The following is a 23,529-nucleotide window of genomic DNA, read 5'->3' as shown; positions in this document are numbered from 1 at the left end:
GTGGGGCTGGCGGGGTGGGGGCAGTGAAACTAGGCTCGGTTGCAGGGGCCTTATGAAGGGACCGAACATGAGAACAATGAGTCATATCCCTCTGCGCGTGACCACCGGGGCGTTCATCCTGAATGCCGGCTACGGCAAGCGGAACCTGGATAAGGACAGCGCAGCCGGGCTTCAGGCTATGGCGGCGAGGGTCATTCCGCCTGTCAGCCGGATCAAGCCCGAAACGTTCGGCAAGCTGCTCAGCTATTCGGAAATGACACTGGGCGCGGCACTGCTAGCACCTTTCCTTCCCAGCCGCCTGGTCGGAGTGGGTCTCGGGATCTTCTCCGGGTCCATGCTGGCCATGTATCGGAAGACCCCCGGCATGACCGAGGCAGACGGCGTCCGCCCCACTCAGAAAGGGACACCGCTGGCAAAGGACGTCTGGATGTTCGGCATCGCCGTGGCCCTCGTGCTGGACCGTAAGCGCAGGCCCGGAGGCGCACCCAAGTGAGTGGATGCGGGGCTGTCTCGCGACAGTATCGCGTCGGCTGAGCGTTACGAGCCTGGTTTAGTCGTCGCTGCCGTGGCCGCCGCTGCCTCCGCCGCGGAGACCGCCCTTGTCGTCACCTGGCGGGATGACGATCTGGCCACCGCCCGACGGCGGTTGGGTGGCGATGGTTCCGCCACTGCCCGCACCCGGTTGCGCCGTGACGGGACCGCCCTGGTTGCTCCCCGGAGCAGGAGCGGGGGAAGGCTTCTTGGACGGCGCCGTTTTGCTGTCGTCCACCTTCTTGCCGCTGCCCGGTTTGCTCGTCGCCTGCGGTGTTGCCTTGGGGCCGGCCACCGTGCTGGTCGGCGCCCGGCCCGGAGCGGGGCTCGCCGTGACCGAAGTGTCCGGCAGCAGGACGTTGCCGGCGTTGCCGAGGGTCGACGTCTGCGAGCTGTTGAGCGTGTAGGTGTTCGCGGCCAGGGCGGCGGAGCCGGTGACGAGGATGCCGGTAATTGAAAGTGCGAGTGCTGCCCTGCTCTTCATGATCCAACTGTAGGACGGCTTTGGAAAAGATAGGTGCAGGGGAAATCCAAGACTTGTCCAAGACTGGTTCCGCTTCGATGCTGCGCAGGACTTTGGCGAACCAAAAGGCGGTCCTCCTTTATTGGGAGGGCCACCCTTTGCGTTCCAGGAAGTTGCTGGATGAGTCGGGTCAGGGTTCAGTCGTCGCTGCCGTGGCCGCCATGGCCGCCGCTGTCATCTCCGGGTTCTGTCGCCTTGCTGGCTCCGCCCTTGTCATCGCCAGCCTGGGCCGCCCGGGACGTCTGGGCTGACCGCAGTCCGCCGTTGTCATCACCCGGCTCCGGCGTTGTCCTCAGTCCGCCCTTGTCATCGCCCGGTTCTGCCGTGACGGCGGAGCCGCTGCCGGTGGATGTTTGAGCGGTGGCCAGCCCACCGTTATCGTCTCCGGGTTCAGGCGTGGTCCGGGTCCCGCCGTTGTCATCGCCTGCTTCAGCGGGACGGGCGGCTTTCTTGGCTGCTGATGCTTTCTTGTCGTCGGCTTTCTTGTCGTCGCTGGCCTTGGTTGCCGCCTTTGGCGCTGCCTTGGCCACGACTTTGGCGGTGGCAGGAGTGGCGGTTCTGGTGGCCGAATCGTCCGTGATGAGGACGTTCTTGGCGTCGTCGCTGGTACCCGTGTGGGAGCTGTTGAGCGTCTGGGCGTTGGCGGCGAGAGCGGCGGATCCGGAGAGGAGGATGCCGGTGAGGGTCAGTGCGAGGGCTGCTTTTGTTTTCATGTTTCAACAGTAGGAATCCGATGGAAAGGATAGGTGCAGGACAAATCCAAGAGTTAGCCAAGATTGATGCCGCACTCGTCCCGCCCGCCTGTTCGGTCGGTCCCCTGGCGGTGAATGGGCACCACCGGACCGGGCACCATTGACAACCCGCATGGCGGGGTCTATTGCTTGGCATGTCCAACACAAACCAGACTATTCAAGGAGCAGAAATGGACGCCGCGCCTTACGGAATCGTGCACTTCTTTGCAGGAGGCACCAAGGACCAGTACGAGGCCTCGATTGCCGCTGTCCACCCAGGCGAAGGGCGCCTGCCCGACGGTCAGATCTATCATGCTGCAGGCCGTTCTGCGGGTGGTTGGACGATCATGGCCGTCCATGAGTCGAAGGAGAGTTGGGAGAAATTCCGCGACGGCATCCTCCTTCCCCGGATGCAGCAGGGCATCGAGGGCGGATTCACGTCGCCGCCGGAAGAGACCGTCGTCGATCTCTACAAGATCCTGCCCTAGCGATTCGGGGGACGCTGCCGAGGGTGCCGGAGGGCGGCCACCCAAGCGCTTGTGTTGAGTACGGAAAGGAGAAGGCGATGTCCGCCGTAGTGAACTACTTCGAGATCGGCTCGGGCGACCCGGATGCCGCACGGAGCTTTTACGGCTCACTGTTCGACTGGACCTTCGGTGAGCTCTCGCCGGCCGGATACCGGACGGTCGACGGCGACAAGGGCGGTCTGTGGGACACCACCTCGCTGGGCGGAAACGCCTGGGCGATCTTCTACGTGCAGGTGGACGATGTGAAAGCCGCGATCGCCCAAGCCGAGTCGCTCGGTGCGAGCGTCGCCGTCCCGTTCGTTGACAACGGCGCCATCGAGTTCGCGCACCTCCTTGACCCGCAGGGCAACCGCTTTGGCGTGTGGCGGCCCAAACAGCCGGGCTAAGCCGACGGCGGCGCCGGCCCCGCGGTCAAGTCTCGGGACCGGCGTCCGCAACCCCTCGCCGTCGTCCTCTAGCAGAACCGGTGCGCAAAGCCCGCCCCCCACGGTTACCGGCGGGTAGAATTGATGTTATGCCGGTCACACTCAATGTTGCCTGGGATGGACGTTTGGAGCCCTATAAGGGCAGGGACACGACGCGCTACGTGGCTACCGCGGCCGCCGTCGCTACGAGGTGTGCCGAGTGCCGACGGCCGCTGCGGGCCGGTGAGCCTCTCTCGCTGATAGTGGATATCACCGAAAGCAAGGCCCCAGACGGGACCGAATACCGGACATTCAGCGACTGGGTCTGCCACCGTCACTGCGGAGAACCGGCAGTGACGGTCCATGAGTCCCCCTACAGGCCGGAAGGGCTGGCGCCTCTGGCAGCTCGGGTGATGCTCACGCACGGGACGGATTCGGGAGCTTCACGAATCGTTCCGGTGCTGGCATACACCGTGGTCCCCGTGGTGAGCTTCCGGGAAAACGGCGGCGAGCTGACCTCCGCGTTGGTCGCGATTCTGCTTTCCCACGGCTTCCAGCTGGCGATGAGCGGTGACTACTCAGACATTCTGGACCAGGCCCGCCAAACCGGGCAGGCCTGCAGCTTCAGTGTGTCGCGCGGGGGCCTGATCGCCCTGGATGTCGGCGGCGAAACAATGTACCGCGAGCAGCTTGACCCAGAGAGCCCGGATGATGCCGGGTGGCTTCAGGCGGCAGGGAACGGCAGCGTCCTGGTCATCGGCGGGGACAACCTTCTCATCAGCGATTCCTCTGTGGACATCGTCGCAGCAGCGCGGTTGGGCACGTTGGTGATTGGGAACGTAAGCGTCCGGTCTGCGAGCTGACACGGGGGCGCGCCGGTACCCGCGGTGCGGGGTCCCGGCGTGCCCGGCGCGGTTACGGCCGCCGGGCCGGTGGGTATTGGGACCGGCGACGGGCTGGGTGTCCATCCGGCATTGGGGGAATCCAGTGGACCGACCGCCGGCGGCCTGTGTCTCAGCGTACGCCCCTGCGAGGCGGCGGGTGCTGCCGCCCGGCGTCGTTCCTCCCGGCGTCACTCCAGTGACCGGCTCTCCCGCGCCTGCCAATCACGGAGGTGGGCCAGCAACGCCTGTTCGGGGCGTCCGGGGTTGTCGTCCAGATGCTGGTGCAGGCCTTGCCGCACCTGCGGCTCGGTGTCCGGTCCGTTGATGACGTCAATGATGATGCTCAGGACCTGGCGCCGCAGCACGGGGGGTGGCCAGGCGGGAGGACGAGGCCCGCCGGGTGCCGGCGGAGTGCGCGGCCCCGGTTCTTCCCTGAAATCCTCGGCCGCCGGATACGGCTCCACGACAGTCACCGGATACCTTGACCCGGTGCCGAGTGCCTTCCAGGGCCCGTGCAGATCCCCGGCGACGTTGCCGGCATTTCCCGCTTCACCATAGTGACCACGCTCCTTGTCTCATGCCAGCATCCTGTTCCGGCACCATGGTGAACACCCGGTGCCTGCAGGGGTTGTCAGGGGTGGTGAGGCCCCCGATGGGGGGCCTTGTTCCTGTAACCGACCGTGGAGGGGGTGGCATGTGGGGAGGGGGTCTGAGATTTCATAGGGTCCCGCAGGCTTTCCTGAAGGTCGGGCCGCCACGATCTGGGTATCTGGTCGTTAGGTGTCCTCCAACCGATCAGTCCGCCGGACCCGGCAATGCACTCCCCCCCTCGTCAATGCCGGGTCCGGCGACCCCCTGCACATTGCCGGAAGGTCCCTTTGCCACCGTCGTCCTGAACCTTGAGGTTTTCAGGTGTCATCGCTGGTCAGGGTGTGCCGTCGGGTTCCCGGCTTTGTTCGGCGTCTTGACCTTCGCTGAGTGCCTGGTTGGCGATCAGGTCCACGCGGTCGGCTGCGGTGAGACGGTCGTCGTTCTGGATGGCGGCTACGTCCCGGCTATCGACGGCCCCGGCGGCTTCCTGTCCGGCGTCGCCGTCGTGTCGGGCGTCGTCGTCGTGGTCGTGGTCGCCGTCGTCGTCGTGGTGCGGATCATCCTTGTGGCGGGCTTCCTGGAGATGGTGTTCCAGCTTCTCTTCTGCGTCGCGGCGGCGTTGGCCCACGGTACGCGTTTGCTGCGTTGTCGGTGCGGCGTGGGCGTGCTGGTGCGGGCCATGGTCCGCCGAAGTGCCGCTTGATTTCTCGCTCATAGTGGAATCGTCTCACTGGACCTGACCCTTCGGAAGGTCCGCCCACGGCCGCAGCCACGGGAGCAGCGGGGCCGCCTAACGCCACGGCCGGCCGGTCCGCGGCCGGCGGCCCGGAGCTGAAGCCGGAACCGGAACAGTGGTATCCAGGAGGCATTCTGATCATTGACGGCCGATACTTACCGATATATCGTTAAGTATCGCCGATTATCGGCATGTTGGTTCAGATTGAAAGGACGTGCTGCCATGAAAGGCATCCACGACGACAACAGATTCACAGAAAACAGTTTCACTCAGGACGGGCCAGGCAAGGGCCGCTTCGAACGCGGAAGGGGCCGCCGCGGACCCCACGGACACGGCGGCGGATTCGGTCCCGGTGGTTTCGGCCCCGGTGGTTTTGGTCCCGGCGGCTTCGGGCCGCGGGGTTTCGGACCGGGCGGTTCGCGCCGCGCCAACCGGGGCGATGTCCGCGCTGCGATTCTTTCGCTGCTGGCCGAAGCGCCCTCCAACGGATACGGGCTGATCAAGACCATCGCAGAAAAGACCTCCGGCACGTGGCGCCCCAGTCCGGGATCTGTTTACCCCACGCTCCAGCAGCTCGTTGACGAGGAGCTCATTGCCCCCGTGGGCGAGGGCCGCCGCACGGAATTCACCCTCACGGAGGACGGCCGCGCCTACGTTGCCGAACACGCCGAAGAGCTCGCCAACGCCTGGAACACCGACCCGCACGGCTCCGGGACTGCGTTTCACCACAGCGTGGGAAAGCTCATGGGAGTCATCCAGCAGTTCCGCGTGGCGGCAACCGAAGAGCAGCGCCAGGCAGCCATAGAAAAAATGGATGAAACCCGCCGCGCTCTCTACCTCATCCTCGCCGACTGACCCGGACGACCGGCACGGACCCGCGCGCCCGGGAGTGCGGGCCAGGCCTTCGAGTGTGATCAGCAACGTCAGAGTCGGTGAAGCTGGCCGCCTAGCTTTGCTGGGCGAATTTGGTGAGGCTTGACGAGCGCGATCTGATGCCTTCGATGTGATCATTCATCGCAGCCAAAGCCGCGCCAGCGTCGCGTGCCTGAAAGGCGTCGATGACGGCTTGGTGTTCCCGCACCGTGTGTTCGCCGCTCATGTCGTTGTGCACCATGAGCCTGAACCGCTGAATGTGGCCTTCGATTGAACCGTAGGCCCTCAACAGGAACTCATTGTCGGTAGCTTCCGCGATGCGACGGTGGAAGCTCTCATCCGCCTTCCAGTACGCGCGGTAGCCGGGGAAGGTGACTCCGCCAAGACGAGAAGCGTCGAGGTCCCGATTGAACTCTTCGAGTTCGGCTACCAAAGCATCTGTCACGTTGGTACAGGCGATCCGGGTGATTTCCGGCTCAAGTATGCCCCGGGCGGTCAGGAGCGCGGCCACATCGGCTGCCGTCGGTTCCGGCGCAACCTTGTAACCCCGGAGCGCCTCGCGCCTGACCATTCCCGTTGCCTCGAGCCGTGCCAGGGCTTCCCGTACGGGGGTGGAGGACACCTTGAAGCGCTTGGCCAAGCCGTCGATGCTCAGCGGCGAACCGGTGGGGATCTTGTCGTCTAGCAGCAAGGACAAGACGGCCTCGAATACCTGATCCACCAACATCGGCCGTGCGGCAATTAGCCCCTCTTCTTCCTCGTACGACATGGCGTTCATGTGGACATCCTCTACGAATCGTTCTGGTTTCAATTGAAGGGCGCTAACGGAGCCCGTCTTTGCCTGAAGGCTACGCGACTGCGACCCGTTGCCTCACGATCATGCATGATGTACGGTACAGGATATCAAGCGCCAAGGTGATCTGGAACACAGACGGCGTTGTTGCTGCGGCAAGATCGGCCGCTTGGCCTCGTGGTTTAGTCCTTCCCGACTCGGCATGAACTCGACTCTAAAAAGGTGTGCAGATGAATCAGCTCCGAACTACGTTTTTGTCCCTCGCTGCAGTCTCCCTGGCAGGCGCACTACTCACGGGGTGCTCCAACCCTTCAACGGTCAGCGAAACTGCTCCAGAAGCGGCAAAAACTTCGGGCTCCACCGCGGCGGTTGAAACCGACGCCGCCGCTGCAGCAGCACTTCCTCAGGCCGCCCGCGACAAGGGAACGCTCACGGTGACCATGAGTCAGAGTTCGCCGCCGCTTCACTTCATGGCCGGAGACGGGACCACCACCGTCGGTGTGGACCCCGAAGTCGCGGCCGCTTTGGGGCAGACACTTGGGCTCAAGACCACGGTCGTCAGTGGACCGTTCGACGGAATCATTCCCGGCATCGCCGCCGGTAAGTTCGACATGGCCATTTCGCAGATGTCGCCCTCTGCCGAACGGATGAAGGTGCTCGATTTCGTCGATTACTATCAGTCCGGAAGCGGGATCGGTGTCGCCCCGGGAAATCCCCAGCACCTCACCGTGGACACTTTGTGCGGCAAGCGCGTGGGCGTGCTGAAGGGATCATTCCAGGACCTCAAGAGGCTTCCGGCGCTCTCCGAAGCATGCACAGCCGCGGGCAAGGAAGCCATCCAAGCCATGACCTACCCCGATATGCAGGCACCCAACCTTGCGCTCACTGCCGGCCGCATCGATGCCGTGTACGTTGACGGCCCTACTCTCGGATACGCCATCAAGCAGGGCGGCCAGATTGAGTTGCTTGGTGAGAGGGACGTGTCGCCCGTCAGCATCGGGTTCAAGAAGGGAGCCGGCCTGGAGAAGGCGGTGCAACTCGGTATGAAGTCCCTTGCCAAGAGCGGCAAGTACAAGGAGATTCTCGACAAGTGGGGTGTAGGCACCGGTGCCATTTCGGACTTCGCGTTCAACAAGGCTCAGTAGGACGGTCATGAGCGACACAGCCACGGCGTCAGGCGCAAGCGCCCTTGACAGTGACGACGGCATAGACCGTCAACTTCTTCTGGGACGTCCACATCAGCACCACGGGCTGCTGTGGTTGACTGCTGCAATTGTCCTGTTTGTGATTTTTTTGGTGGGCTACTCGCTGGTTACCAATCCCCGCTTTGAATGGGGAGTCGTCTTCGGCTGGTTCACCTCCGAGCGACTGTTTACCGGCCTGCTGCGCACTCTTCAGTTGACAGTCATCTCAATGGCTGTCGGTATTATTGTCGGGGTCTTGCTGGCACTTGCCAGGCTCGCCCCGAACTTCATCATTGCCGGGGTCGCAGCTTTCCTGGTCTGGATCTTCCGTGGTGTGCCGGTGTTCGTCCAACTCCTTTTCTGGGGTTTCATCGCCGCCATCTATCCGCGGCTCGCTGTCGGGGTTCCGTTTGGACCCGAGTTCTTCTCAGTTGACGCCAACGTGATAATCACCCCGTTCCTCGCCGCGATCCTGGGTCTCGGCCTCAATGAGGGGGCCTACATGTCCGAGATCGTTCGGGCAGGCCTCTTGAGCGTCCACCGCGGCCAAACGGAGGCCGCCAAGGCGCTCGGGATGAGGCGGGTCACCATACTCTGGCGGATCGTCCTGCCCCAGGCAATGAAGATCATCATTCCGCCCACAGGCAACCAGACTATTTCGATGCTCAAGACGACGTCCCTGGTCAGCGTGCTGGCCTTTCCGGAACTGCTGTACTCCGCACAGCTCGTCTACAGCGCGAATTTCAAAACCATCCCGCTCCTCATTGCTGCAAGCCTTTGGTACCTGCTGGTCACCAGCATTCTGAGCCTGGGCCAGTTCTACATCGAACGGCATTTCAACAGAGGAACGGCAACACCGGGACGCATGTCCCGCCGTCGCCGCAAAGCCAGAGCATTGTGGTCCCGCACCACCGCCGCGCAGGAGGTCCAATCGTGAACGACACAGTGGTCGAGGCCAGAGGCGTTGCCAAGCAGTTCGGCGACCTCAACGTCCTTAAAGGGATCGACCTGACGATCAATAGAGGCGATGTCACCTGCATCATCGGACCGTCCGGCTCCGGCAAGTCCACGTTCCTGCGCTGTATCAACCAGTTAGAGACGCTCGACGGCGGCTACATCCTCTTTGAAGGACAGCCGGTTGGGGTGAAGATCAAGAAGGGTCGGGTGCACGCGCAGAGCAACGCCGAGGCCGCGAGGTCCCGCGAGAACATCGGCATGGTTTTCCAAGGGTTCAACCTCTTTCCCCACATGACTGTGCTCGAAAACGTCTGTGAGGCACCCATCAGGGTGAAAAAGGAAAAGCGCAAGGTCGTCCAGGAGCGGGCCCGGGCCCTCCTGGAGCGGGTTGGACTGGCAGCCAAGGCGAACGCATATCCGGGTTCCCTGTCCGGCGGGCAGCAGCAACGCGTAGCGATCGCTCGGGCTCTGGCAATGGAGCCGCGGTTGATGCTCTTTGACGAGCCGACGTCCGCCCTGGATCCGGAACTGGTGGGCGAGGTGCTCGACGTCATGCGGGGCCTGGCCGATGCCGGGATGACGATGATCGTGGTAACCCACGAAATCGGGTTTGCCCGAGAAGTCAGCGACCACCTGATTTTCATGGACGACGGCCGCATCGTCGAGCAGGGCGATCCGCGCATCGTCCTGCGAGACCCCCGGCACGAGCGGACCCAGCAGTTTCTGGCGAAAGTACTTTAGACCTTCACATTGGGAGCAGGAATCTTGAGAAAAAAATGGATTGTCAGCATCGACGACTACCGCAGGGCGTCCCGGAAGCACCTTCCGAGGATGATTTCTGACTACCTGGAGGGTGGCGCGCTGGACGAAACCACCATGCGGGCCAACGAGGAGCGGTTTGACGCCCTGATGCTTCGCCAGCGTTCCATGGTGGACGTCACGGGGATGAACACATCCACCACAGTGCTTGGACACTCCCTGGCGATGCCGCTCATGGTGGCGCCGATGGGAATGCTGACAATATTCCACCCGGGTTCTGATCCTGCCGTTGCCCGGGCGGCGGTCAGGGCGGGATCGATTTTCATTCACAGCGCCTGGGCAGGATGCTCGCTTGAAGAAGTTGCCAAGGTGGCTCCAAACAACCTGTGGGCCCAGGTTGCTTTCTGGAAAGATCCCGCAGAAACCGCCAGTTACATCAAGCGGGCACGGGCAGTTGGCGTGGATACGCTGGTGGTCGCCGGCGACGTCGGGTCTTCAAGCAAACGCGAACGCGATCTCCATCACGGGTTGTCCATGCCGCCACGCCCTCCGGTTGCAGACTACTTCAACGCGGCAACCCGCCCGGGGTGGCTGTACCGCTGGCTCACTGGCCGGCAGATGACTTACGGAAACTACCAGGTAAACGGCCGTCCGCTCCGGATGGATGAAATGAACAGCTGGATGGCGTCCCACAAGAATCCCGCAGCCACCTGGGACGACTTCGCTAAGCTCCGCTCGGAATGGTCGGGAAACCTCGTAATCAAGGGAATCATGGATCCCGAGGATGCTGCGCGGGCTGCGGACGAAGGGGCGGACGGAATCTTTATCTCCAACCACGGCGGCCGGCAGTTCGATTCCCAGCCTGCCACCATCGCCGTCCTGCCTTCAATCGTGGAGGCCGTCGGCGGCCGGGCGGAAATCTATCTTGACGGCGGAGTGCGGCGCGGCCACGACATCGTGAAGGCAGTGGCACTGGGAGCTCGGGCAGTGCTTGCCGGCCGCCCGTTCGCCTACGCCCTTGCCACCGGCGGAGAACCCGCAGTTGACCACGCATTCGGCATTCTCCATGAGGAACTGAAGGGGGCCATGGGCTTCGTCGGCAAGGCCTCCGTTGCGGAGCTGGACAAGACCGTCTTCGTGGGCCCGAGCCACTCCCAGATATCTGAAAGCATGCTCGTGTAATCCCGGTGCATGGGGCATGCATATTGCAGCACAGGTCGACGAGCAACGCGCACGTGGCAGCAGCGTCGAACCGATCTTTCCGGACAGCAACTCTTCTCTGCACTTTGCAAGTGCCCACACTTTGGTCAGTTGGAGATGTCTTTTGAATTGCCGAGCCCGGCGAGAGCTTTGCGGAGTCGGGCATCAGCATCGTCGGCGACCTCCCGGACGACTGGACTGTCACTGAGCTGGACCATGGTTTGTGGGTCTATGGCTTCGACGGTGGTTTCGCGCGCGTCCTTGCCTCGTCGGATAACGACATTGCATGGAAGCAGTGCGCCGAGTTCCGGTTCGGCTGCGAGGGCGCGGCTCGCCAGGGTGGGGTTGCAGGCGCCAAGGATTACATAGTCGCCGACGGCGTCGGCGGCCTCGGTGCCGAGTTTCGACTCAAAAGTGGCGCGGACATCGATTTCCGTGAGTATGCCAAAGCCTTGTTCACCAAGCGCCTCGCGGGTGCGCTGGACAGCGTCTTCCCAGGACAGCGGGACGGTAACGGTGTGGGTATAGCTCATGAGCCTGCTCCTCATACGTCGTGCCAGATATGTCCGGGTTCAGGTCGGGGCCGTGCCGGGGGAGCTTGGGGGGAAATCGCCCCGGCACGGGGGTTCTGGGGTCCCTGCTTTTTAGGCGAGGGAGAGGAAGAGCTTTTCCAGTTCTTTTTTGTCCATCGTGGTGTCTTCGCGGACGATGCACTGCTCCAGGCCGCTGGCGATGATCGCGAAGCCGGCCCTGTCCAGGGCCTTTGAGACGGCAGCCAGCTGCATGACGATGTCCTTACAGTCCTTCCCCTCCTCCAGCATGCGGGTGACAGCAGCGAGCTGTCCCTGGGCGCGCTTGAGGCGGTTGACCACAGGGGTCAGTTCGGTCGGATCGAGTTGCATGAAGTCTCCAAAGGCGTGGTCGTCTTGCCATCCACTATATACCCCCTAGGGTGTTTTGCATACCCCCTTGGGTATCTGCAATACTCGGTGGGGTATCCACCAACGACTCCTCTTGAGAGGCCCCCATGACTTCCCCTTCCCCCTCCACCGCCATTACCGCCCTGGCGCCGGAGACCTTGCGCAGCTGGATCGCCGAGCATCAGGACCTTGCGGTCATCGACGTGCGCTCCGCCGCTGAGTTCGAGTCCATGCACATCCGCGGCTCCTACAACGTTCCGCTGCCGCTGTTGTCCGAACACACCGACGAACTGGCCGCCCGCCTGGGCAGCCGCGTCGTCCTCGTCTGCCAGTCCGGAGCCCGCGCCGAGCAGGCACGTCAGCGCCTCGCCGGTTCCGGCATCGATACGGCCTACGTTCTGACCGGCGGCGTCCCCGGATTCGCTACCGCCGGCGGCGACGTCGTCAAGGGCAAAGACCGTTGGGACCTGGAGCGCCAGGTCCGCCTCGCCGCAGGGTCCCTGGTCGTTCTTGGCCTGGCCGGCGGGAAGTTCGTCTCCCCTAAGATCCGGACGCTTGCCGGCGTCATCGGGGCAGGTCTGACCTTCTCCGCGGCCACCAACACCTGCGCCATGGGCCAGGCCATCTCGGCGATGCCATGGAACAGGGCCGCCAAGGAACCCACTCGCGAAAGCGCCATCCTGCAGCTGCCGGTGGCCGACGCCAGGCAGACACCGGCAGCATGATTGCGGCCCTGTCACTGGGGCTCTTCGTCGGGATCGTTCTCGGTGTAGTCGGCGGCGGGGGGTCGATCATCGCCGTCCCTGCCCTGGTCTACGGCGTGGGCATGACCCCTGCTGAGGCCATCCCAACCTCCCTGCTGGTGGTGGGCATCTCCTCCCTGGCGGCGCTGATCCCTCGGCTGCGCGAAGGCATCAACTGGCCCGTGGTCCTGATTATCGGTACCGCGGGAATCCCCGCCGCGTGGGGCGGGACTGCAGTAGGCCGGCTGCTGGATCCAAACATCCTGATGCTCGCCTTCGCCGTGATCATGGTGATTGCGGGGATCCGGATGCTCATGCGGACCACGGAAACGGAGGGTTCGTGCAGCACCGGGCCCAACCGCTCCTTCCGCTCCTGTGCCCCCAAGGCCGTGGGGGTAGGTGTCCTCGTCGGGTTCCTCACGGGACTGCTGGGTGTAGGCGGGGGTTTCCTGATCACCCCGGCCCTCACACTGTTTCTGGGATTGCGGATGAAACAAGCCGTCGGGTCATCCCTGGCCATCATCGTGATCAATTCGGCCGCAGGCTTCGGTGCCCACGCCACTGGATTTACCATCGAGTGGCCCAGCGTCCTGTCCTTCGCGGTCCCGGCGATCCTCGGATCCCTCTTCGCTGCCCGGCTCGCCCGCCACCTCAACGACAAGCACATCCGCATCTCATTCGCGGTGCTCATCTTTGCCGTCGCAGCCTGGGTCACTGCGGGCACCGTTACCGCCTGAAGAACCCACCCTGCCGAAACAAAGGAGAACGTCATGGGACTCATCAGCTCCCTAAAGAAGGCCTTCAGCAAGCCCTACAAGAAGGTATCCGTCGCTGAGGCGAAGGAACTCTTGGCCTCCGGTGCCGCCCTGATCGACGTTCGCACCGTCCAGGAATGGCGCTCCGGACGGGCCCCGCAGGCCAAGCATGTCCCCATGGACAGGCTCCACAGCAGCACGACCGGCATCCAGAAGACCGGACCCGTGATAGCCATGTGCCAGTCGGGGGTCCGATCCGCTTCCGCCGCCCGGATGCTCGCTGAAAAGGGCTATGAGGCGTATTCCCTGCGCGGCGGCATGGGCGCCTAGCGCCAGGCCGGCCAACCCGTCCGCTAAGAACAACAGCCGAACCCGTTCGAAGGAGAAGCCCATGGCTGAAATCACTGTCAACGAAGCCGACCAGCGCCGTTCCACGGCCCGGATCCTGGATGTCCGCGAGGACTTTGAAGTTGCCGAAGGCATGATCCCGGGAGCGTTGCATATCCCCATGGGGCAGCTGCAGGCACGACTGTCCGAGCTGGACCCCACAGTGCCCGTGATCGCGGTCTGCCGCAGCGGCAATCGCTCCGCCCGCGTCGCCGAGGCACTGAACGGGGCCGGCTTTGCCGCGGACACCATGGCCGGCGGCATGATCGCCTGGACCCGCGCAGGGCTCCCCACCACCTGACCACGCGACAAAGGGCAGGACCACATATTGGCTTTACCCAGCACCGGAAGGACATGAAGGATTCATGGCAACCATCGACATCACGGAACAGAACTTCGCTGAAACCCTGGAGGACAACGACATCGTCTTCGTTGATTTCTGGGCAGCCTGGTGTGGCCCTTGCCGCATGTTCGCCCCCACCTACGGCGCCGCCGCCGAACGGCACCCGGACATCACGTTCACCAAGGTCGACACTGAAGCCGAACAGGCCCTCGCCGCGGCGGCCAGCATCACCTCCATTCCCACCCTCATGGCGTTCAAGGACAAAACGCTGGTCTTCTCACAGCCCGGAGCACTCAACGCCACAGGACTCGAAGAAGTCATCCAGGCCGTGAAGAACCTGGACATGAACGAACTCCGGGCCCACGCCGCACCGCAACACCCATAACACCCGCAGCCCCAACAGAATGGCACATCCCTCATTGCCGCATACCCCCCGGGGTATTAGAATGAGTAAAGAACAAACACCTAACTTCCCCTCACGAAGGAGAACACCAGATGCTTATCGAGCGTATTTACGACGAGGACCTTGCCCAGGCCAGCTACCTGATCGGCTGCCAGGCCAATGGCACGGCCGTCGTTGTCGACGGCCGCCGCGACATCGCCGTTTACCAGGACTTGGCCGAGAAGAACGGCATGAAGATCGTGGCCGTCACCGAAACCCACATCCACGCCGACTACCTCTCCGGCACCCGCGAACTCGCTGCCGCCACCGGCGCGAAAATCTTCGTCTCCGGTGAAGGCGGGCCGGACTGGCAGTACGAATTCGACGGCGAACGCCTTTACGACGGTGACAAGATCACCGTCGGCAACATCAGCATCCAGGCCGTCCACACCCCGGGACACACCCCGGAGCACCTGTCCTTCCTGGTCACCGACGGCGCATTCAGCGACCAGCCCGGCTACCTGCTCTCCGGCGACTTCGTCTTCTCCGGGGACCTGGGACGCCCCGACCTGCTCGACGAAGCCGCCGGCGGCTTCGACACCCGCTTCGTCGGAGCGAAGCAGTTGTTCGCCAGCCTGCGGGATAAGTTCCTGACCCTGCCGGACTACGTCCAGGTCCACCCGGCCCACGGGGCCGGCAGCGCCTGCGGCAAGGCCCTTGGTGCCATCCCGTCATCGACGGTTGGTTATGAGCGCCTCTACGCCTGGTGGGGTCCCTACCTCGCCGCGAACGATGAGCAGGGCTTCATCGACGAACTCCTCGACGGCCAGCCCGACGCGCATGCGTACTTTGGGCGGATGAAGCGCGAAAACCGTGAAGGCCCGGCCGTCATGGGCGAACGCACCTCGCTGGCCGAGCTGGATCCCGCCGGCGTCGCCAAGAACCTCGCCGAGGACAACGTCACCTTCATCGACACCCGCCCCAATGCGGAAGTTCACGAAGGCACCGTCGCCGGTTCCCTGAACGTTCCGGCCGGCAAGTCGGTGGCCAGCTACGGCGCCTGGATCGTGAACCCCGAAACCGACAAGAACCCGCTGGTGCTCCTGGCCGCTGACCAAGAACAGGCGCAGGAGATGTGGGACCATTTGGTCCGCGTCGGAATCGACAACGTCGCCGGCTACGTCACCAGCATCGAGGGACTCCCCCCGTTCACGCCCAAGCTGATCCAGCCAGCGGACCTGGCCTGCTTCGATGCGGCCATGGTGCTGGACGTCCGCAACCGCACCGAGCACACCGCCGGGCACATCCCCGGATCCCACCAGCTCAGCGGAGGCCGCGTCATATGGCACCTGGACGAACTGCCCACAGAAGGCACCATCGTGACCTACTGCCAGTCCGGGGTCCGGAACTCCGTAGCCGCCAGCGCGCTGCGCCGCGCCGGATACGACGTCGTCGAACTCGACGGCAGCTACGCCGCCTGGACGGCCTGGCAGCAGGCACGCGAAGCCGTGTCCAGCAACTAAACACAAGCAGCATCAGCCCTGGATGAAAGCCTTGGCGGCGGCCCGAAACCCGGCCGCCGCCAAGCTGTGCCCTCCGCCGCCTCGTACTGACACCTGGAGCGTATCCGTGAGATCCGGCAGCACGTCTTCCCCACCGCGTCCCGGACAAAGGGATGCCATCACACTGGGCCTGCGGCAGAACCTGGCCCAGTTCATGCTCCTCGTTGCCGTCAACGCCCTCGTCGGCGGGACCCTCGGCCAGGAGCGCACCGTGCTGCCGCTGCTCGCCGAAAAAGTCTTCCACCTCGACCAGTACACCTCATCCCTGACCTACATTCTGGCGTTCGGGGTGGCGAAAGCCGCCACCAACTACTTCGCCGGAACCCTCTCGGACCGGCACGGCCGCAAACCGGTCCTCGTGGCCGGTTGGCTCATCGCCCTCCCGGTCCCGCTGCTGCTGATCTTCGCGGATTCCTGGGGGTGGATCGTCGCGGCCAACGTGGTGCTGGGCATCAGCCAGGGCCTGACCTGGTCCACCACCGTGATGATGAAAATGGACCTCGTCGGCCCCGGACGCCGCGGCCTGGCAATGGGCCTGAACGAAGCAGCCGGTTACCTCGGCGTCGCAGGCACCGCCCTGGCCACCGGCTACATCGCCTCCACCTACGGACTGCGTCCCGGGCCTTTCCTGCTCGGCGCGGCCTTCATCGCCGTCGGCCTCGGACTCTCGGTCCTGACCGTCCGCGAGACACACCACCACGCCAAAGCCGAAGCCGCCCGGCATGTCCCGGCCCACGCAGGAACCCAGGCCGGGCTGAGCAACCGTGAGGTGTTTACCCTGACGAGCTTCCGGGACAAGTCCCTGTCCTCCGTCAGCCAGGCCGGGATGGTGAACAACCTCAACGACGGCCTGGCGTGGGGACTGTTTCCTGTCCTGTTCGCCGCCGCAGGGCTCGGCATCGAACGCATCGGTGTCCTCGCCGCCGTGTACCCGGCCGTGTGGGGCGCCGGGCAACTGATCACCGGTCCCCTCTCGGACCGGATCGGCCGCAAACCGCTGATCATCGGAGGCATGCTCGTCCAGGCCTTGGCGCTGGGCATGGTCGCCCTCGGGAATGACTTCGGAACCTGGCTGGCAGCCGTCGTCCTGCTCGGTACCGGCACCGCCATGGTCTACCCCACACTGCTAGCAGCGATCGGCGACGTCGCCCACCCCGAATGGCGGGCCCGATCCGTTGGTATCTACCGGCTGTGGCGAGACGGCGGGTTCGCCGTCGGCGCCCTGCTCTCCGGCCTCATCGCCGACGCCTACGGCATCGCGGCAGCCGTCGCCGTCGTCGCCGGCCTGACTGCCCTCTCCGGGCTCATCGTGGCTGCACGGATGCGAAACAGCGACCACCGCGCCCAGGGATGAACGAGTGGAACCCCTTCAAGGACGGATGACCGGGATGCCCAAATCAGTCGGGCCAGCCGTTGTGCATCTGCGCGCTTGTCGTGGAGGAATCGGAGGGTCAGGTCGATGCCCTTGAGCTCATCGAGCCAGCCTTTTGTGTGGGCGAGCTCGCGTTGGGCGATGAGGTTGGTGTTGATCTCGTCGAGGCGGCCGATCATACCAGGGTCCACCTGGAGCAGGGGGCATCGGATGCAGGAGTGTTCGTGTTCACAGGGGGTGGCGTAGGGTCGCCCACAGTTGCCGAGCTCGACTTTGCGCTTATCGAAGTGCTCTTCGAATTCGGCCCATTCAGTTTTGGTCGGGGTCCGGTATTCCCGTGCGGCCCTGGCCGCCCGGGGGCCGGCGAGGTGGGTCTGGTAGTGGCGGATGACGTGTTCCTGGAAGACGGTAACGTAGCCGTGGGTGGTCTGCACGTCCACGTGTCCAGGGAGGGCGGCTGCCGATGTGGATCTGCAGGCCGTGGTTGACGAGGTCGGTGGCGAACAGGCGGCGGAAGTCGTGTGGGGTAGCCGGCATCCGGCCAGCGCCGGGTGCTCTACGGCCGGGACATCGCTGAGTTTGCCGAGTTCTGCGCGCAGCGTCCCGGGATTGATGACCTCGGTGCGTTGCCGGATTGTGCGCTGGAACAGAAACGGCTGCGGCTCACTCGTGATCCGTTCGTACGGGTCACAGCGGGTCGCCAGAGGCGCCCCGCCGGTTCCGGGTGAGGCGGCGGATAATGGTCGCGACCACATGGAACAGCTCGGCGGTCATCGGGATTACGCGTTCACGGTCGGTCTTGGACGGGGCGACCACCAACAGGGCCACAACTTCCCCGTTGGGCCGGGCATGCTGGCGGATGCTCAATTGGGGTAGCTCCAGAAGTTCCTCACAACGCAGCCCGGTGTGCCGCAAGGCCTCAACGGTTGCCCACTGCCAGAACGCGCCGTCCTCGGTGAACGTGACGTTAAGTTTCTGTCCGGTCGACTCATCGAGCACCCGCACCCGAATGTTGGCATGGCCGGGACGCTGTGCATGCCGGGCGTCACCGACGGTGAACAGCCTTCGATAGTTCTTCGCTCCGATCGTCAGTGCCTGGTAGGGTTCGGCATCGGTCGCTGCGTTCAGGAGGTCATGCAGGTGGTCCCGGCGGGCGGTCACAGCGGCCACGAAAGCAGGAAGGAGCGGTTGAAGCAGGCGTATTCGGCCATCCATGCGTTCCTTGCCTCGGCGTTTCGTTTTCGCCTGTGACCTGGTTTCCCTCCTGCCAATGGGGCAGGGAAACCCATCGGGCCCAGCGTTCGGGTTCCTGGGCTGCCCAGCCCTGGATATCGACGTAGAAGGCCCGGATTGTCGTCAGAACTGCGTCCGCGCTCAGACGCGGCTGCCCGTCGCCGCGGATCTCCAGGACGGCCCTCCAGCTCTCATAATCTTCCGGCGCGAGGGCGAGATCCGCCTGTGCGGGGTTGACCTTCCGGACCCCGGTCCAGAACTTTCCGCACAGGTCCGCTGCGATATCCCGCAGAGTCGAATAGTCGATGTCATGGCTGCGGCGCGTCAGGTAAGCCACGAACAGTGCGTGAATGTCCGGGTCGGTGACGTTGTGCCGGTCAACAAGCTCTGCAGGCGTCATCGCCGGGGCACGCTTCGCTCCGCGCAACGTGGCAGGAACGTGCGCGGGGAAGTGACCGGACTCGGCCATCACCTGCCAGGCGAGGTGACCGACGTAGGACTCGTAGCCGGCGCCCCCAGCCGCCCTCGCGGGTGGCAATCGCATAATGAAGCAGCGCTTCCGCGCTCAGATCGGCGAAAGCGATGCCCTGGGTCGTCAGCGCGGCGGCAACATCGAAGCGGGCGAACCGCTTGAAATGCCCCGAGGCTTCGTGCCCGTCGACCAACGCCAGAAACCGCTCCAGATCCGGATCGTTCTGCGCAACCTCGAAAAGTTCGTGATAGCGCACGAAGCTGTTGACCCGGAACGCCGCCAAAGGCGGCCGGATCACTCGCAGGCCGCACGGCAGCACGGCAGCAGGAGCGAATGGCCCAGCTCCCCGTCCAGACGAAGATCCCCTGTAGTCAGTTCCCGGATCCGGCGGTCCCCGTCGTTCAGACCCGATGCCACCCATCGTTGCTGCCATGACCGGCCCGGGTGCCCCTCGAGGTAGCCAAGCAGCCACCTCAAACCCGCGCGGCGCAGCGAGCACCTCGGTTGGGACCGCGGCCAGATCTTATCGACCAGACCGCTGATCGTCTCGAGAGTCGCTGTATCCAGGTCTCCTTGCGGGCGCGGCCGGACCGCTGGCAGGGTTGCCGGGGCAGGGTTGCCGGGGCAGGCGTGATGACGCTGCGGATCTGCGTTCTCCGGCCGATGCCGGCTCGAGGCGCCGCTGTTCCGGATGCGTGAGTCCTTTAACCACCGGACACGACCGTGAAGTCGTCCGCGTCATAGCCGGGCGTCAGCGTCGGCTCCGGCCGCTGTGCGGCAAAGTGCTCCTGTACCTTTTGCAAGACCTCGTCAATCCGCGGCCGCAGATACGGTGCAATGTCAGATTCGGGTCGGTCACCACCCGGTCGATTGTTGTGTGCCGCAGATCATGCAGCGACCAGTCCGTTCCCAGCGCCGTGTTCGCGGGCTGAAGGACCCTGCGCGCCGCGTGGTCATTCAACGGTCGCGGCTTCCCATGCAGGGCCCGCCAGATCGGCTCGCCCGGTCCAGGGGTGCTGTGCTCATGGAAATATGCCGCCAAATGTTGCAAGGACTCCGGAGAGGCGGGCACCGGTTCCAGGGTCCGGGACCCTTTTGAAACCACCCAGACGCGCTGCCTGGCCCAGTCCACCTGGTCACGCCGGACACCGAGAAGCTCGCTCGCCCGGGCACCCGTGGACAGGTACAGGCTCACGAGCGCCCGGTCCCGGCTTGTCCGTAATGCACCGATCAGCTCGTCAACCAGATCATCCGGCGATCTGACCCCTCGAGCAGCTTCAGCCGCATTTCGTCCACGATGACCACCTCTCCGGAAAGCCTGGGTTCAGTCTCCCCGAAGTTCAGTCAACAGGCCCGAGCACATGTTCGGCGCCAATGCGTGTCGCTGATCTTCGACGCCGACGCGCGCAGTGACTCGATGCTTAGTTCGCGCTCTTCCGCATCGATTCTGTGCTCCAGCGTCACGATGCTCAGGCCGGCCACGACTTCGCCGCGCCGGTTGAAGACGGGTGCCGGGTTCGCGTGCTCATGATTTTCCTTCTTCGGTGAGAATGGTGATGGCGATTTTGCCGCGCACGTCTCCGGCTTCGAGATGGCGCATGGCATCCGGAACCTCATCGAGCGTGTACGTCCTGTCGATGCTCGGCGTCATCTGGCGGGTCTCGATGAGAGGGGTGAGCCGTTCGAGGTCGCTGGCGCGTTCCTTGGAAGCGAGCATGGTCAGGCGTTGATGTACGAACAGGGACACCAATGGTGCCCGCAGGCTCCGGCCGAAGCCGCCCGTCCACCTGCCGCCTTCCTCACCTCCGACGATGACGGCCGTTCCGGTGGGCGTGAGGGCGCGCCGCAGCCGTGAAAGCGGCGGGTTCCCTCCGATGTCCAGGATCAGGTCGTAATGACGCGTTCCGTCGGCGAAGTCATCCTGCGTGTAGTCCAAGACATGGTCGGCGCCGAGGGAACGCACCAGATCGGTCTTCGCGGTGCTGCTTACGCCGGTGACCTCCGCTCCGAGGGCCTTGGCCAGCTGCACGGCGTAGGAACCGACGCCGCCCGAGGCGCCCAGGATCAGCACCTTCTGCCCACGCTCCGCCCGCCCGGCGTCATGCAGGGCCTGGAGGGCGGTACCGGCCGAGATCGGAACCACCGCCGCCTGCTCGAATGACAGGTTCGCCGGCTTGTGGCCGAGCTTGTCCTCCCGCGCCGCGGCGTACTCGGCGAACGAGCCCCGGGCCATCCCGTACACCTCATCCCCCACGGCGAACCGGGACACCGCGGATCCGACGGCGGCGACCGTGCCGGCGACGTCGAACCCGGGCACCGGATTCTTCGGCGCACGGAATCCGAACCCCATGACGCGCATGAGGTAGGGGCGGCCCGTCATCATGTGCCACGTCCCGCGGTCCATGCCTGCAGCGTGCACGCGGACCAGCACTTCGTTCTCAGCGATCTCGGGCCGCGCGATCCTGCCGCGTCGGAGGACGTCGACGGGGCCGTATCCGTCCTGAACGATGGCCTGCATCGTGTCGGCGGTTGCCGTGTTGTCCGCGGACTTCGCGCTTCTGGGATTCGTCATGTCGGTACCTTCCAGTCAGTTTGCCGTACTAAGTACGTTTAATGTATCGTACTTAGTACGAACGGTCTATGGCCCGAACGAAACTCTGGAGTCTGGATGCCTGCACGAACGAACGAGAGCCGCCCCCGGCTCAGCCGGGCGCTGGTGCTGCGCGCCGCCGTCGCGATCGCCGATGCCGGCGGCATTGGATCCTTGACGATGCGCTCGCTGGCCAACGCGCTCGAGGCCAAGCCAATGTCGATCTACCACCACGTTGCCAACAAGGACGAGGTCCTCGACGGCATCGTGGACATCGTCTTCAGCGAGATCGAACTGCCCACAGTCGGCGGCGATTGGCAATCCGAGATGCGACGGCGGGCCGCCTCCGCCCGTGAAGCGATGCGGCGTCACCCCTGGGCGATCGGTCTCGTGGAGACGCGAACAAGCCCCGGCCCGGCGACGCTGAAGCACCACGACGCCGTCATCGGCACCCTGCGTGAGGCGGGCTTCTCGGTGGAGATGACCGCACACGCCTTTGCCTTGATGGACGCTTACGTGTATGGGTTCGCCCTCTCCGAAGCCACACTGCCCATCAACGGCCCCGAGACCGTCACCGAAGTCGCCGAGCAGATGATGGATCGGTATTCCGCCGAGGACTACCCGCACCTCGCCGAGTTCTCGATTGAGCACATCATGAAACCCGGCTACGACTACGGTGCGGAGTTTAACTTCGGGCTTGACCTGGTTCTCGAAGGCCTGGCGAGGTCGCTTCAGCACGCCGGTGGAGCCCGCCACACCTGACCGCTCGCGAACGTGATCCTCGACTACCGATCACCAAAACCATCATCGACCACGGCGGGGATACCTTCTCCAGTCCCTCGTGGCAGTGGCCGCTCAACCACTCACGGACCCGCTACGAAGCCGGGTGCGTGAACGGGATCCGGTCGAACGACATGACGCTCTCTGAACCCTCCGGATTGACGGTGACTTTGAGCCAGTCCTTTGCATTGTTGGAGCCATCCACAGTGACTCGCGTCAGGTTCTTCGCCGCTGTGGCCTGACCGTAGAAGGATAGCCACGCAGAGCCAGCCGCGAGGGGGTGGTCCTGGTTGTAAACGTGGCTGTCGCCGTTGATCAGATAGACGGGACCGCTGAACGAGTTCGATTCCTCGATCAAGGTCTGCACCAGGGTCCTGTAAGCACCGAAATCAGCCTGGGACGGAGCCGCGATTGTCGGGTCGAACATGTCGGCCTGAGTCATCACGACGACGGCCCGGTCACCGCGGTTCTGCGCCTTCCGGAACGTGGCCTTCAACTCCTCGATATCCGCTCGGGTCCGCTGCTGGACCTCATTCAGTTGGGCGGCAGTGGGCTGAGTTTGGCCGAGTCCGGTCCAAGGCAGCATCGAGTTGTTGCTGCCCGGAATGTTGACGGCCGTGAAGGCGACCTCATGCTTGCGGAAGCTGACGTTCTCCGGGAAGCCTTCCTTGGCCTGCGACTTCACCTTCATGGGTGCACCGAGTGTGAACCCGGCCTTGGGGAAGAAGAGTTCCCGAACCTTGGCTAGTCTTTCCAAGGGGTTGTAGGCTCCGTTGTTCGAGCGGTGGCAGTCTGCCCACTCGTTGTCGCCCGGGGTGTAGACGAGCGGTGCGGTGAAGCTGTCAAAGTTCTTCCTGATGGCTTCGAAGTACTGGTCAGAGCACTGGGAAGATCCATTCTTGATGTCGCCGGCGTGTGCGACAAAGCTCAGTTCCTTGTGCGCGTTGAGGTCCTCAATGTAGGACGGGAACGCCTGGATTTCAGCGTCACCGTAGGGCACGTCGCCGATCACTCCGAAGCTGAAGCCATTGGTGTTGCCCTGGTGCCCGTCGCCGCTAAACTGACCTGCGTCGTTGCCGTTGTTGGCCGCCAGCGCGGGCGGAGCCAGCAACGTGGTCGACAGCAGGACGGCCCCGGCCGTTGCGATCGCGAATCTTGTCATTGAACGCATGAAAACTCTCCTCGTCGTTGGTCTCTGAATCCCCGGACGAGGCTATTGGCACGAACTGAACTCCAAGAGTCGGCGACATGAATCTTCGCTGCCAGAATCCCGCCCGGCTTCGGTCGGTGCTGTCAG

General features: G+C 64.1%; 31 protein-coding genes. 17 read left to right on the top strand and 14 right to left on the bottom strand.

The genetic code is table 11. The features are described 5' to 3' along the window. Nucleotides 1–76: 76 nt before the first annotated feature. On the top strand, nucleotides 77–493 hold the full coding sequence (locus AC1D14_RS09605) for a hypothetical protein (RefSeq protein WP_230118833.1): 417 nt from the start codon (nucleotides 77–79) through the stop codon (nucleotides 491–493). Between the two features lie 57 nt (nucleotides 494–550). Here the strand turns inward: AC1D14_RS09605 and AC1D14_RS09600 are convergent, their stop codons facing one another. Together AC1D14_RS09600 and AC1D14_RS09595 are read right to left on the bottom strand one after the other, a co-directional pair. Further along, nucleotides 551–1,015: a hypothetical protein gene (locus AC1D14_RS09600; RefSeq protein ID WP_476968356.1), complete on the bottom strand. Its 465-nt coding sequence runs from the start codon at nucleotides 1,013–1,015 to the stop codon at nucleotides 551–553. A gap of 176 nt (nucleotides 1,016–1,191) precedes the next feature. Continuing rightward, nucleotides 1,192–1,767, bottom strand: coding sequence for a hypothetical protein (locus AC1D14_RS09595; protein WP_476881244.1), 576 nt, complete (start codon nucleotides 1,765–1,767; stop codon nucleotides 1,192–1,194). Nucleotides 1,768–1,976: 209 nt separating this feature from the next. Between AC1D14_RS09595 and AC1D14_RS09590 the strand changes: the two genes are divergently transcribed. The 3 genes from AC1D14_RS09590 (at nucleotide 1,977) to AC1D14_RS09580 (ending at nucleotide 3,579) form a co-directional block, all read left to right on the top strand. Next, a complete protein-coding gene (locus AC1D14_RS09590; protein ID WP_230118836.1) occupies nucleotides 1,977–2,273 on the top strand; it encodes a hypothetical protein in 297 nt (98 codons plus the stop codon). Between the two features lie 77 nt (nucleotides 2,274–2,350). Further along, entirely contained in the window at nucleotides 2,351–2,698 is a 348-nt protein-coding gene (locus AC1D14_RS09585) for a VOC family protein (protein ID WP_476968355.1), read from the top strand. A gap of 128 nt (nucleotides 2,699–2,826) precedes the next feature. Further along, a complete protein-coding gene (locus AC1D14_RS09580; protein ID WP_230118838.1) occupies nucleotides 2,827–3,579 on the top strand; it encodes a hypothetical protein in 753 nt (250 codons plus the stop codon). Nucleotides 3,580–3,788: 209 nt separating this feature from the next. Here AC1D14_RS09580 and AC1D14_RS09575 read toward each other — a convergent pair whose 3' ends face one another. Beyond that, nucleotides 3,789–4,073: a hypothetical protein gene (locus AC1D14_RS09575; protein WP_476968354.1), complete on the bottom strand. Its 285-nt coding sequence runs from the start codon at nucleotides 4,071–4,073 to the stop codon at nucleotides 3,789–3,791. Between the two features lie 452 nt (nucleotides 4,074–4,525). Then, nucleotides 4,526–4,906 carry a hypothetical protein gene (locus tag AC1D14_RS09570; RefSeq protein ID WP_476968353.1) on the bottom strand — a complete coding sequence of 127 codons (381 nt, stop codon included), beginning with the start codon at nucleotides 4,904–4,906 and terminating at the stop codon, nucleotides 4,526–4,528. Nucleotides 4,907–5,149: 243 nt separating this feature from the next. Here AC1D14_RS09570 and AC1D14_RS09565 point away from each other — a divergent pair, with 243 nt between their 5' ends. Continuing rightward, the gene (locus AC1D14_RS09565; RefSeq protein ID WP_230118841.1) at nucleotides 5,150–5,782 is read left to right on the top strand and encodes a PadR family transcriptional regulator; all 633 of its coding nucleotides are present in this window, start codon (nucleotides 5,150–5,152) and stop codon (nucleotides 5,780–5,782) included. A 91-nt stretch (nucleotides 5,783–5,873) separates the two neighbouring features. On the opposite strand, the gene AC1D14_RS09560 is transcribed toward AC1D14_RS09565, so the two are convergent. Beyond that, nucleotides 5,874–6,578, bottom strand: a complete 705-nt coding sequence (locus AC1D14_RS09560) for a GntR family transcriptional regulator (RefSeq protein WP_476968352.1) — start codon at nucleotides 6,576–6,578, stop codon at nucleotides 5,874–5,876. Nucleotides 6,579–6,823: 245 nt separating this feature from the next. On the opposite strand from AC1D14_RS09560, the gene AC1D14_RS09555 reads away from it, so the two are divergent. Genes AC1D14_RS09555 through AC1D14_RS09540 form a run of 4 tightly spaced genes read left to right on the top strand, consistent with a single transcriptional unit; the run spans nucleotide 6,824 to nucleotide 10,675 of the window. Further along, nucleotides 6,824–7,738 carry an ABC transporter substrate-binding protein gene (locus AC1D14_RS09555; RefSeq protein ID WP_476968351.1) on the top strand — a complete coding sequence of 305 codons (915 nt, stop codon included), beginning with the start codon at nucleotides 6,824–6,826 and terminating at the stop codon, nucleotides 7,736–7,738. A gap of 7 nt (nucleotides 7,739–7,745) precedes the next feature. Next, nucleotides 7,746–8,714 carry an amino acid ABC transporter permease gene (locus tag AC1D14_RS09550; protein ID WP_230118844.1) on the top strand — a complete coding sequence of 323 codons (969 nt, stop codon included), beginning with the start codon at nucleotides 7,746–7,748 and terminating at the stop codon, nucleotides 8,712–8,714. Further along, nucleotides 8,711–9,475, top strand: coding sequence for an amino acid ABC transporter ATP-binding protein (locus tag AC1D14_RS09545; RefSeq protein ID WP_476968350.1), 765 nt, complete (start codon nucleotides 8,711–8,713; stop codon nucleotides 9,473–9,475). The genes AC1D14_RS09550 and AC1D14_RS09545 overlap by 4 nt, the downstream gene beginning before the upstream one ends. Nucleotides 9,476–9,499: 24 nt before the next feature. Continuing rightward, nucleotides 9,500–10,675 (top strand): alpha-hydroxy acid oxidase, encoded by a 1,176-nt coding sequence (locus tag AC1D14_RS09540; RefSeq protein ID WP_290369761.1) that lies wholly within the window; start codon nucleotides 9,500–9,502, stop codon nucleotides 10,673–10,675. A gap of 125 nt (nucleotides 10,676–10,800) precedes the next feature. Here AC1D14_RS09540 and AC1D14_RS09535 read toward each other — a convergent pair whose 3' ends face one another. Then, complete coding sequence (locus AC1D14_RS09535; RefSeq protein WP_230118846.1) at nucleotides 10,801–11,226, bottom strand: DUF302 domain-containing protein; 426 nt, start codon at nucleotides 11,224–11,226, stop codon at nucleotides 10,801–10,803. Between the two features lie 111 nt (nucleotides 11,227–11,337). Beyond that, entirely contained in the window at nucleotides 11,338–11,595 is a 258-nt protein-coding gene (locus tag AC1D14_RS09530) for a metal-sensitive transcriptional regulator (protein WP_476968349.1), read from the bottom strand. Between the two features lie 125 nt (nucleotides 11,596–11,720). On the opposite strand from AC1D14_RS09530, the gene AC1D14_RS09525 reads away from it, so the two are divergent. The 7 genes from AC1D14_RS09525 (at nucleotide 11,721) to AC1D14_RS09495 (ending at nucleotide 17,139) form a co-directional block, all read left to right on the top strand. Next, complete coding sequence (locus tag AC1D14_RS09525) at nucleotides 11,721–12,338, top strand: rhodanese-like domain-containing protein (RefSeq protein ID WP_230118848.1); 618 nt, start codon at nucleotides 11,721–11,723, stop codon at nucleotides 12,336–12,338. Then, nucleotides 12,335–13,093 carry a sulfite exporter TauE/SafE family protein gene (locus AC1D14_RS09520; protein WP_230118849.1) on the top strand — a complete coding sequence of 253 codons (759 nt, stop codon included), beginning with the start codon at nucleotides 12,335–12,337 and terminating at the stop codon, nucleotides 13,091–13,093. The genes AC1D14_RS09525 and AC1D14_RS09520 overlap by 4 nt, the downstream gene beginning before the upstream one ends. A 33-nt stretch (nucleotides 13,094–13,126) precedes the next feature. Further along, a complete protein-coding gene (locus AC1D14_RS09515) occupies nucleotides 13,127–13,441 on the top strand; it encodes a rhodanese-like domain-containing protein (RefSeq protein ID WP_230118850.1) in 315 nt (104 codons plus the stop codon). A gap of 61 nt (nucleotides 13,442–13,502) precedes the next feature. After that, entirely contained in the window at nucleotides 13,503–13,799 is a 297-nt protein-coding gene (locus tag AC1D14_RS09510; RefSeq protein ID WP_230118851.1) for a rhodanese-like domain-containing protein, read from the top strand. Between the two features lie 64 nt (nucleotides 13,800–13,863). After that, the gene (gene trxA, locus AC1D14_RS09505; RefSeq protein ID WP_230118852.1) at nucleotides 13,864–14,226 is read left to right on the top strand and encodes a thioredoxin; all 363 of its coding nucleotides are present in this window, start codon (nucleotides 13,864–13,866) and stop codon (nucleotides 14,224–14,226) included. Nucleotides 14,227–14,336: 110 nt separating this feature from the next. Continuing rightward, complete coding sequence (locus tag AC1D14_RS09500) at nucleotides 14,337–15,746, top strand: MBL fold metallo-hydrolase (RefSeq protein WP_230118853.1); 1,410 nt, start codon at nucleotides 14,337–14,339, stop codon at nucleotides 15,744–15,746. A gap of 193 nt (nucleotides 15,747–15,939) precedes the next feature. Further along, nucleotides 15,940–17,139: an MFS transporter gene (locus tag AC1D14_RS09495; RefSeq protein WP_230118908.1), complete on the top strand. Its 1,200-nt coding sequence runs from the start codon at nucleotides 15,940–15,942 to the stop codon at nucleotides 17,137–17,139. On the opposite strand, the gene AC1D14_RS09490 is transcribed toward AC1D14_RS09495, so the two are convergent. The 6 genes from AC1D14_RS09490 to AC1D14_RS09465 form a co-directional block, all read right to left on the bottom strand. Further along, nucleotides 17,034–17,591 carry a hypothetical protein gene (locus AC1D14_RS09490; RefSeq protein ID WP_476968348.1) on the bottom strand — a complete coding sequence of 186 codons (558 nt, stop codon included), beginning with the start codon at nucleotides 17,589–17,591 and terminating at the stop codon, nucleotides 17,034–17,036. The genes AC1D14_RS09495 and AC1D14_RS09490 overlap by 106 nt on opposite strands. A 253-nt stretch (nucleotides 17,592–17,844) precedes the next feature. After that, nucleotides 17,845–18,318, bottom strand: coding sequence for a hypothetical protein (locus AC1D14_RS09485; protein ID WP_476968347.1), 474 nt, complete (start codon nucleotides 18,316–18,318; stop codon nucleotides 17,845–17,847). Then, nucleotides 18,290–18,934: a hypothetical protein gene (locus AC1D14_RS09480; protein WP_476968346.1), complete on the bottom strand. Its 645-nt coding sequence runs from the start codon at nucleotides 18,932–18,934 to the stop codon at nucleotides 18,290–18,292. Before AC1D14_RS09480 ends, AC1D14_RS09485 begins: the two co-directional genes overlap by 29 nt. Before the next feature lie 679 nt (nucleotides 18,935–19,613). Beyond that, nucleotides 19,614–20,093, bottom strand: coding sequence for a tyrosine-type recombinase/integrase (locus AC1D14_RS09475; RefSeq protein ID WP_476968431.1), 480 nt, complete (start codon nucleotides 20,091–20,093; stop codon nucleotides 19,614–19,616). Nucleotides 20,094–20,206: 113 nt separating this feature from the next. Continuing rightward, complete coding sequence (locus AC1D14_RS09470) at nucleotides 20,207–20,467, bottom strand: IclR family transcriptional regulator domain-containing protein (RefSeq protein WP_476968345.1); 261 nt, start codon at nucleotides 20,465–20,467, stop codon at nucleotides 20,207–20,209. Then, complete coding sequence (locus tag AC1D14_RS09465; protein ID WP_476968344.1) at nucleotides 20,388–21,434, bottom strand: NAD(P)-dependent alcohol dehydrogenase; 1,047 nt, start codon at nucleotides 21,432–21,434, stop codon at nucleotides 20,388–20,390. Before AC1D14_RS09465 ends, AC1D14_RS09470 begins: the two co-directional genes overlap by 80 nt. A 96-nt stretch (nucleotides 21,435–21,530) precedes the next feature. Between AC1D14_RS09465 and AC1D14_RS09460 the strand changes: the two genes are divergently transcribed. Then, nucleotides 21,531–22,214: a TetR/AcrR family transcriptional regulator gene (locus tag AC1D14_RS09460; protein ID WP_230118859.1), complete on the top strand. Its 684-nt coding sequence runs from the start codon at nucleotides 21,531–21,533 to the stop codon at nucleotides 22,212–22,214. A 112-nt stretch (nucleotides 22,215–22,326) separates the two neighbouring features. On the opposite strand, the gene AC1D14_RS09455 is transcribed toward AC1D14_RS09460, so the two are convergent. Beyond that, the gene (locus tag AC1D14_RS09455) at nucleotides 22,327–23,403 is read right to left on the bottom strand and encodes a hypothetical protein (protein WP_476968343.1); all 1,077 of its coding nucleotides are present in this window, start codon (nucleotides 23,401–23,403) and stop codon (nucleotides 22,327–22,329) included. Nucleotides 23,404–23,529 lie beyond the last annotated feature (126 nt).

The sequence above is a fragment of the Arthrobacter sp. P1_B11 genome, from assembly GCF_056406715.1.
This window is presented reverse-complemented; position numbering and strand designations above follow the sequence as displayed.

What these genes read in the sequence shown, in the direction of transcription:
- AC1D14_RS09565 (WP_230118841.1), top strand. Translation starts at nt 5,150, where the DNA reads ATGAAAGGCATCCACGACGACAACAGATTCACAGAAAACAGTTTCACT.
- AC1D14_RS09495 (WP_230118908.1), top strand. Translation starts at nt 15,940, where the DNA reads ATGCTCCTCGTTGCCGTCAACGCCCTCGTCGGCGGGACCCTCGGCCAG.
- AC1D14_RS09525 (WP_230118848.1), top strand. Translation starts at nt 11,721, where the DNA reads ATGACTTCCCCTTCCCCCTCCACCGCCATTACCGCCCTGGCGCCGGAG.
- AC1D14_RS09465 (WP_476968344.1), bottom strand. Translation starts at nt 21,434, where the DNA reads ATGACGAATCCCAGAAGCGCGAAGTCCGCGGACAACACGGCAACCGCC.
- AC1D14_RS09550 (WP_230118844.1), top strand. Translation starts at nt 7,746, where the DNA reads ATGAGCGACACAGCCACGGCGTCAGGCGCAAGCGCCCTTGACAGTGAC.
- AC1D14_RS09555 (WP_476968351.1), top strand. Translation starts at nt 6,824, where the DNA reads ATGAATCAGCTCCGAACTACGTTTTTGTCCCTCGCTGCAGTCTCCCTG.
- AC1D14_RS09605 (WP_230118833.1), top strand. Translation starts at nt 77, where the DNA reads ATGAGTCATATCCCTCTGCGCGTGACCACCGGGGCGTTCATCCTGAAT.
- AC1D14_RS09470 (WP_476968345.1), bottom strand. Translation starts at nt 20,467, where the DNA reads ATGCCATGCGCCATCTCGAAGCCGGAGACGTGCGCGGCAAAATCGCCA.
- AC1D14_RS09460 (WP_230118859.1), top strand. Translation starts at nt 21,531, where the DNA reads ATGCCTGCACGAACGAACGAGAGCCGCCCCCGGCTCAGCCGGGCGCTG.
- AC1D14_RS09455 (WP_476968343.1), bottom strand. Translation starts at nt 23,403, where the DNA reads ATGCGTTCAATGACAAGATTCGCGATCGCAACGGCCGGGGCCGTCCTG.
- AC1D14_RS09595 (WP_476881244.1), bottom strand. Translation starts at nt 1,767, where the DNA reads ATGAAAACAAAAGCAGCCCTCGCACTGACCCTCACCGGCATCCTCCTC.
- AC1D14_RS09480 (WP_476968346.1), bottom strand. Translation starts at nt 18,934, where the DNA reads ATGCGATTGCCACCCGCGAGGGCGGCTGGGGGCGCCGGCTACGAGTCC.
- AC1D14_RS09520 (WP_230118849.1), top strand. Translation starts at nt 12,335, where the DNA reads ATGATTGCGGCCCTGTCACTGGGGCTCTTCGTCGGGATCGTTCTCGGT.
- AC1D14_RS09560 (WP_476968352.1), bottom strand. Translation starts at nt 6,578, where the DNA reads ATGAACGCCATGTCGTACGAGGAAGAAGAGGGGCTAATTGCCGCACGG.
- AC1D14_RS09600 (WP_476968356.1), bottom strand. Translation starts at nt 1,015, where the DNA reads ATGAAGAGCAGGGCAGCACTCGCACTTTCAATTACCGGCATCCTCGTC.
- AC1D14_RS09530 (WP_476968349.1), bottom strand. Translation starts at nt 11,595, where the DNA reads ATGCAACTCGATCCGACCGAACTGACCCCTGTGGTCAACCGCCTCAAG.
- AC1D14_RS09515 (WP_230118850.1), top strand. Translation starts at nt 13,127, where the DNA reads ATGGGACTCATCAGCTCCCTAAAGAAGGCCTTCAGCAAGCCCTACAAG.
- AC1D14_RS09510 (WP_230118851.1), top strand. Translation starts at nt 13,503, where the DNA reads ATGGCTGAAATCACTGTCAACGAAGCCGACCAGCGCCGTTCCACGGCC.
- AC1D14_RS09580 (WP_230118838.1), top strand. Translation starts at nt 2,827, where the DNA reads ATGCCGGTCACACTCAATGTTGCCTGGGATGGACGTTTGGAGCCCTAT.
- AC1D14_RS09570 (WP_476968353.1), bottom strand. Translation starts at nt 4,906, where the DNA reads ATGAGCGAGAAATCAAGCGGCACTTCGGCGGACCATGGCCCGCACCAG.
- AC1D14_RS09500 (WP_230118853.1), top strand. Translation starts at nt 14,337, where the DNA reads ATGCTTATCGAGCGTATTTACGACGAGGACCTTGCCCAGGCCAGCTAC.
- trxA (WP_230118852.1), top strand. Translation starts at nt 13,864, where the DNA reads ATGGCAACCATCGACATCACGGAACAGAACTTCGCTGAAACCCTGGAG.
- AC1D14_RS09590 (WP_230118836.1), top strand. Translation starts at nt 1,977, where the DNA reads ATGGACGCCGCGCCTTACGGAATCGTGCACTTCTTTGCAGGAGGCACC.
- AC1D14_RS09535 (WP_230118846.1), bottom strand. Translation starts at nt 11,226, where the DNA reads ATGAGCTATACCCACACCGTTACCGTCCCGCTGTCCTGGGAAGACGCT.
- AC1D14_RS09585 (WP_476968355.1), top strand. Translation starts at nt 2,351, where the DNA reads ATGTCCGCCGTAGTGAACTACTTCGAGATCGGCTCGGGCGACCCGGAT.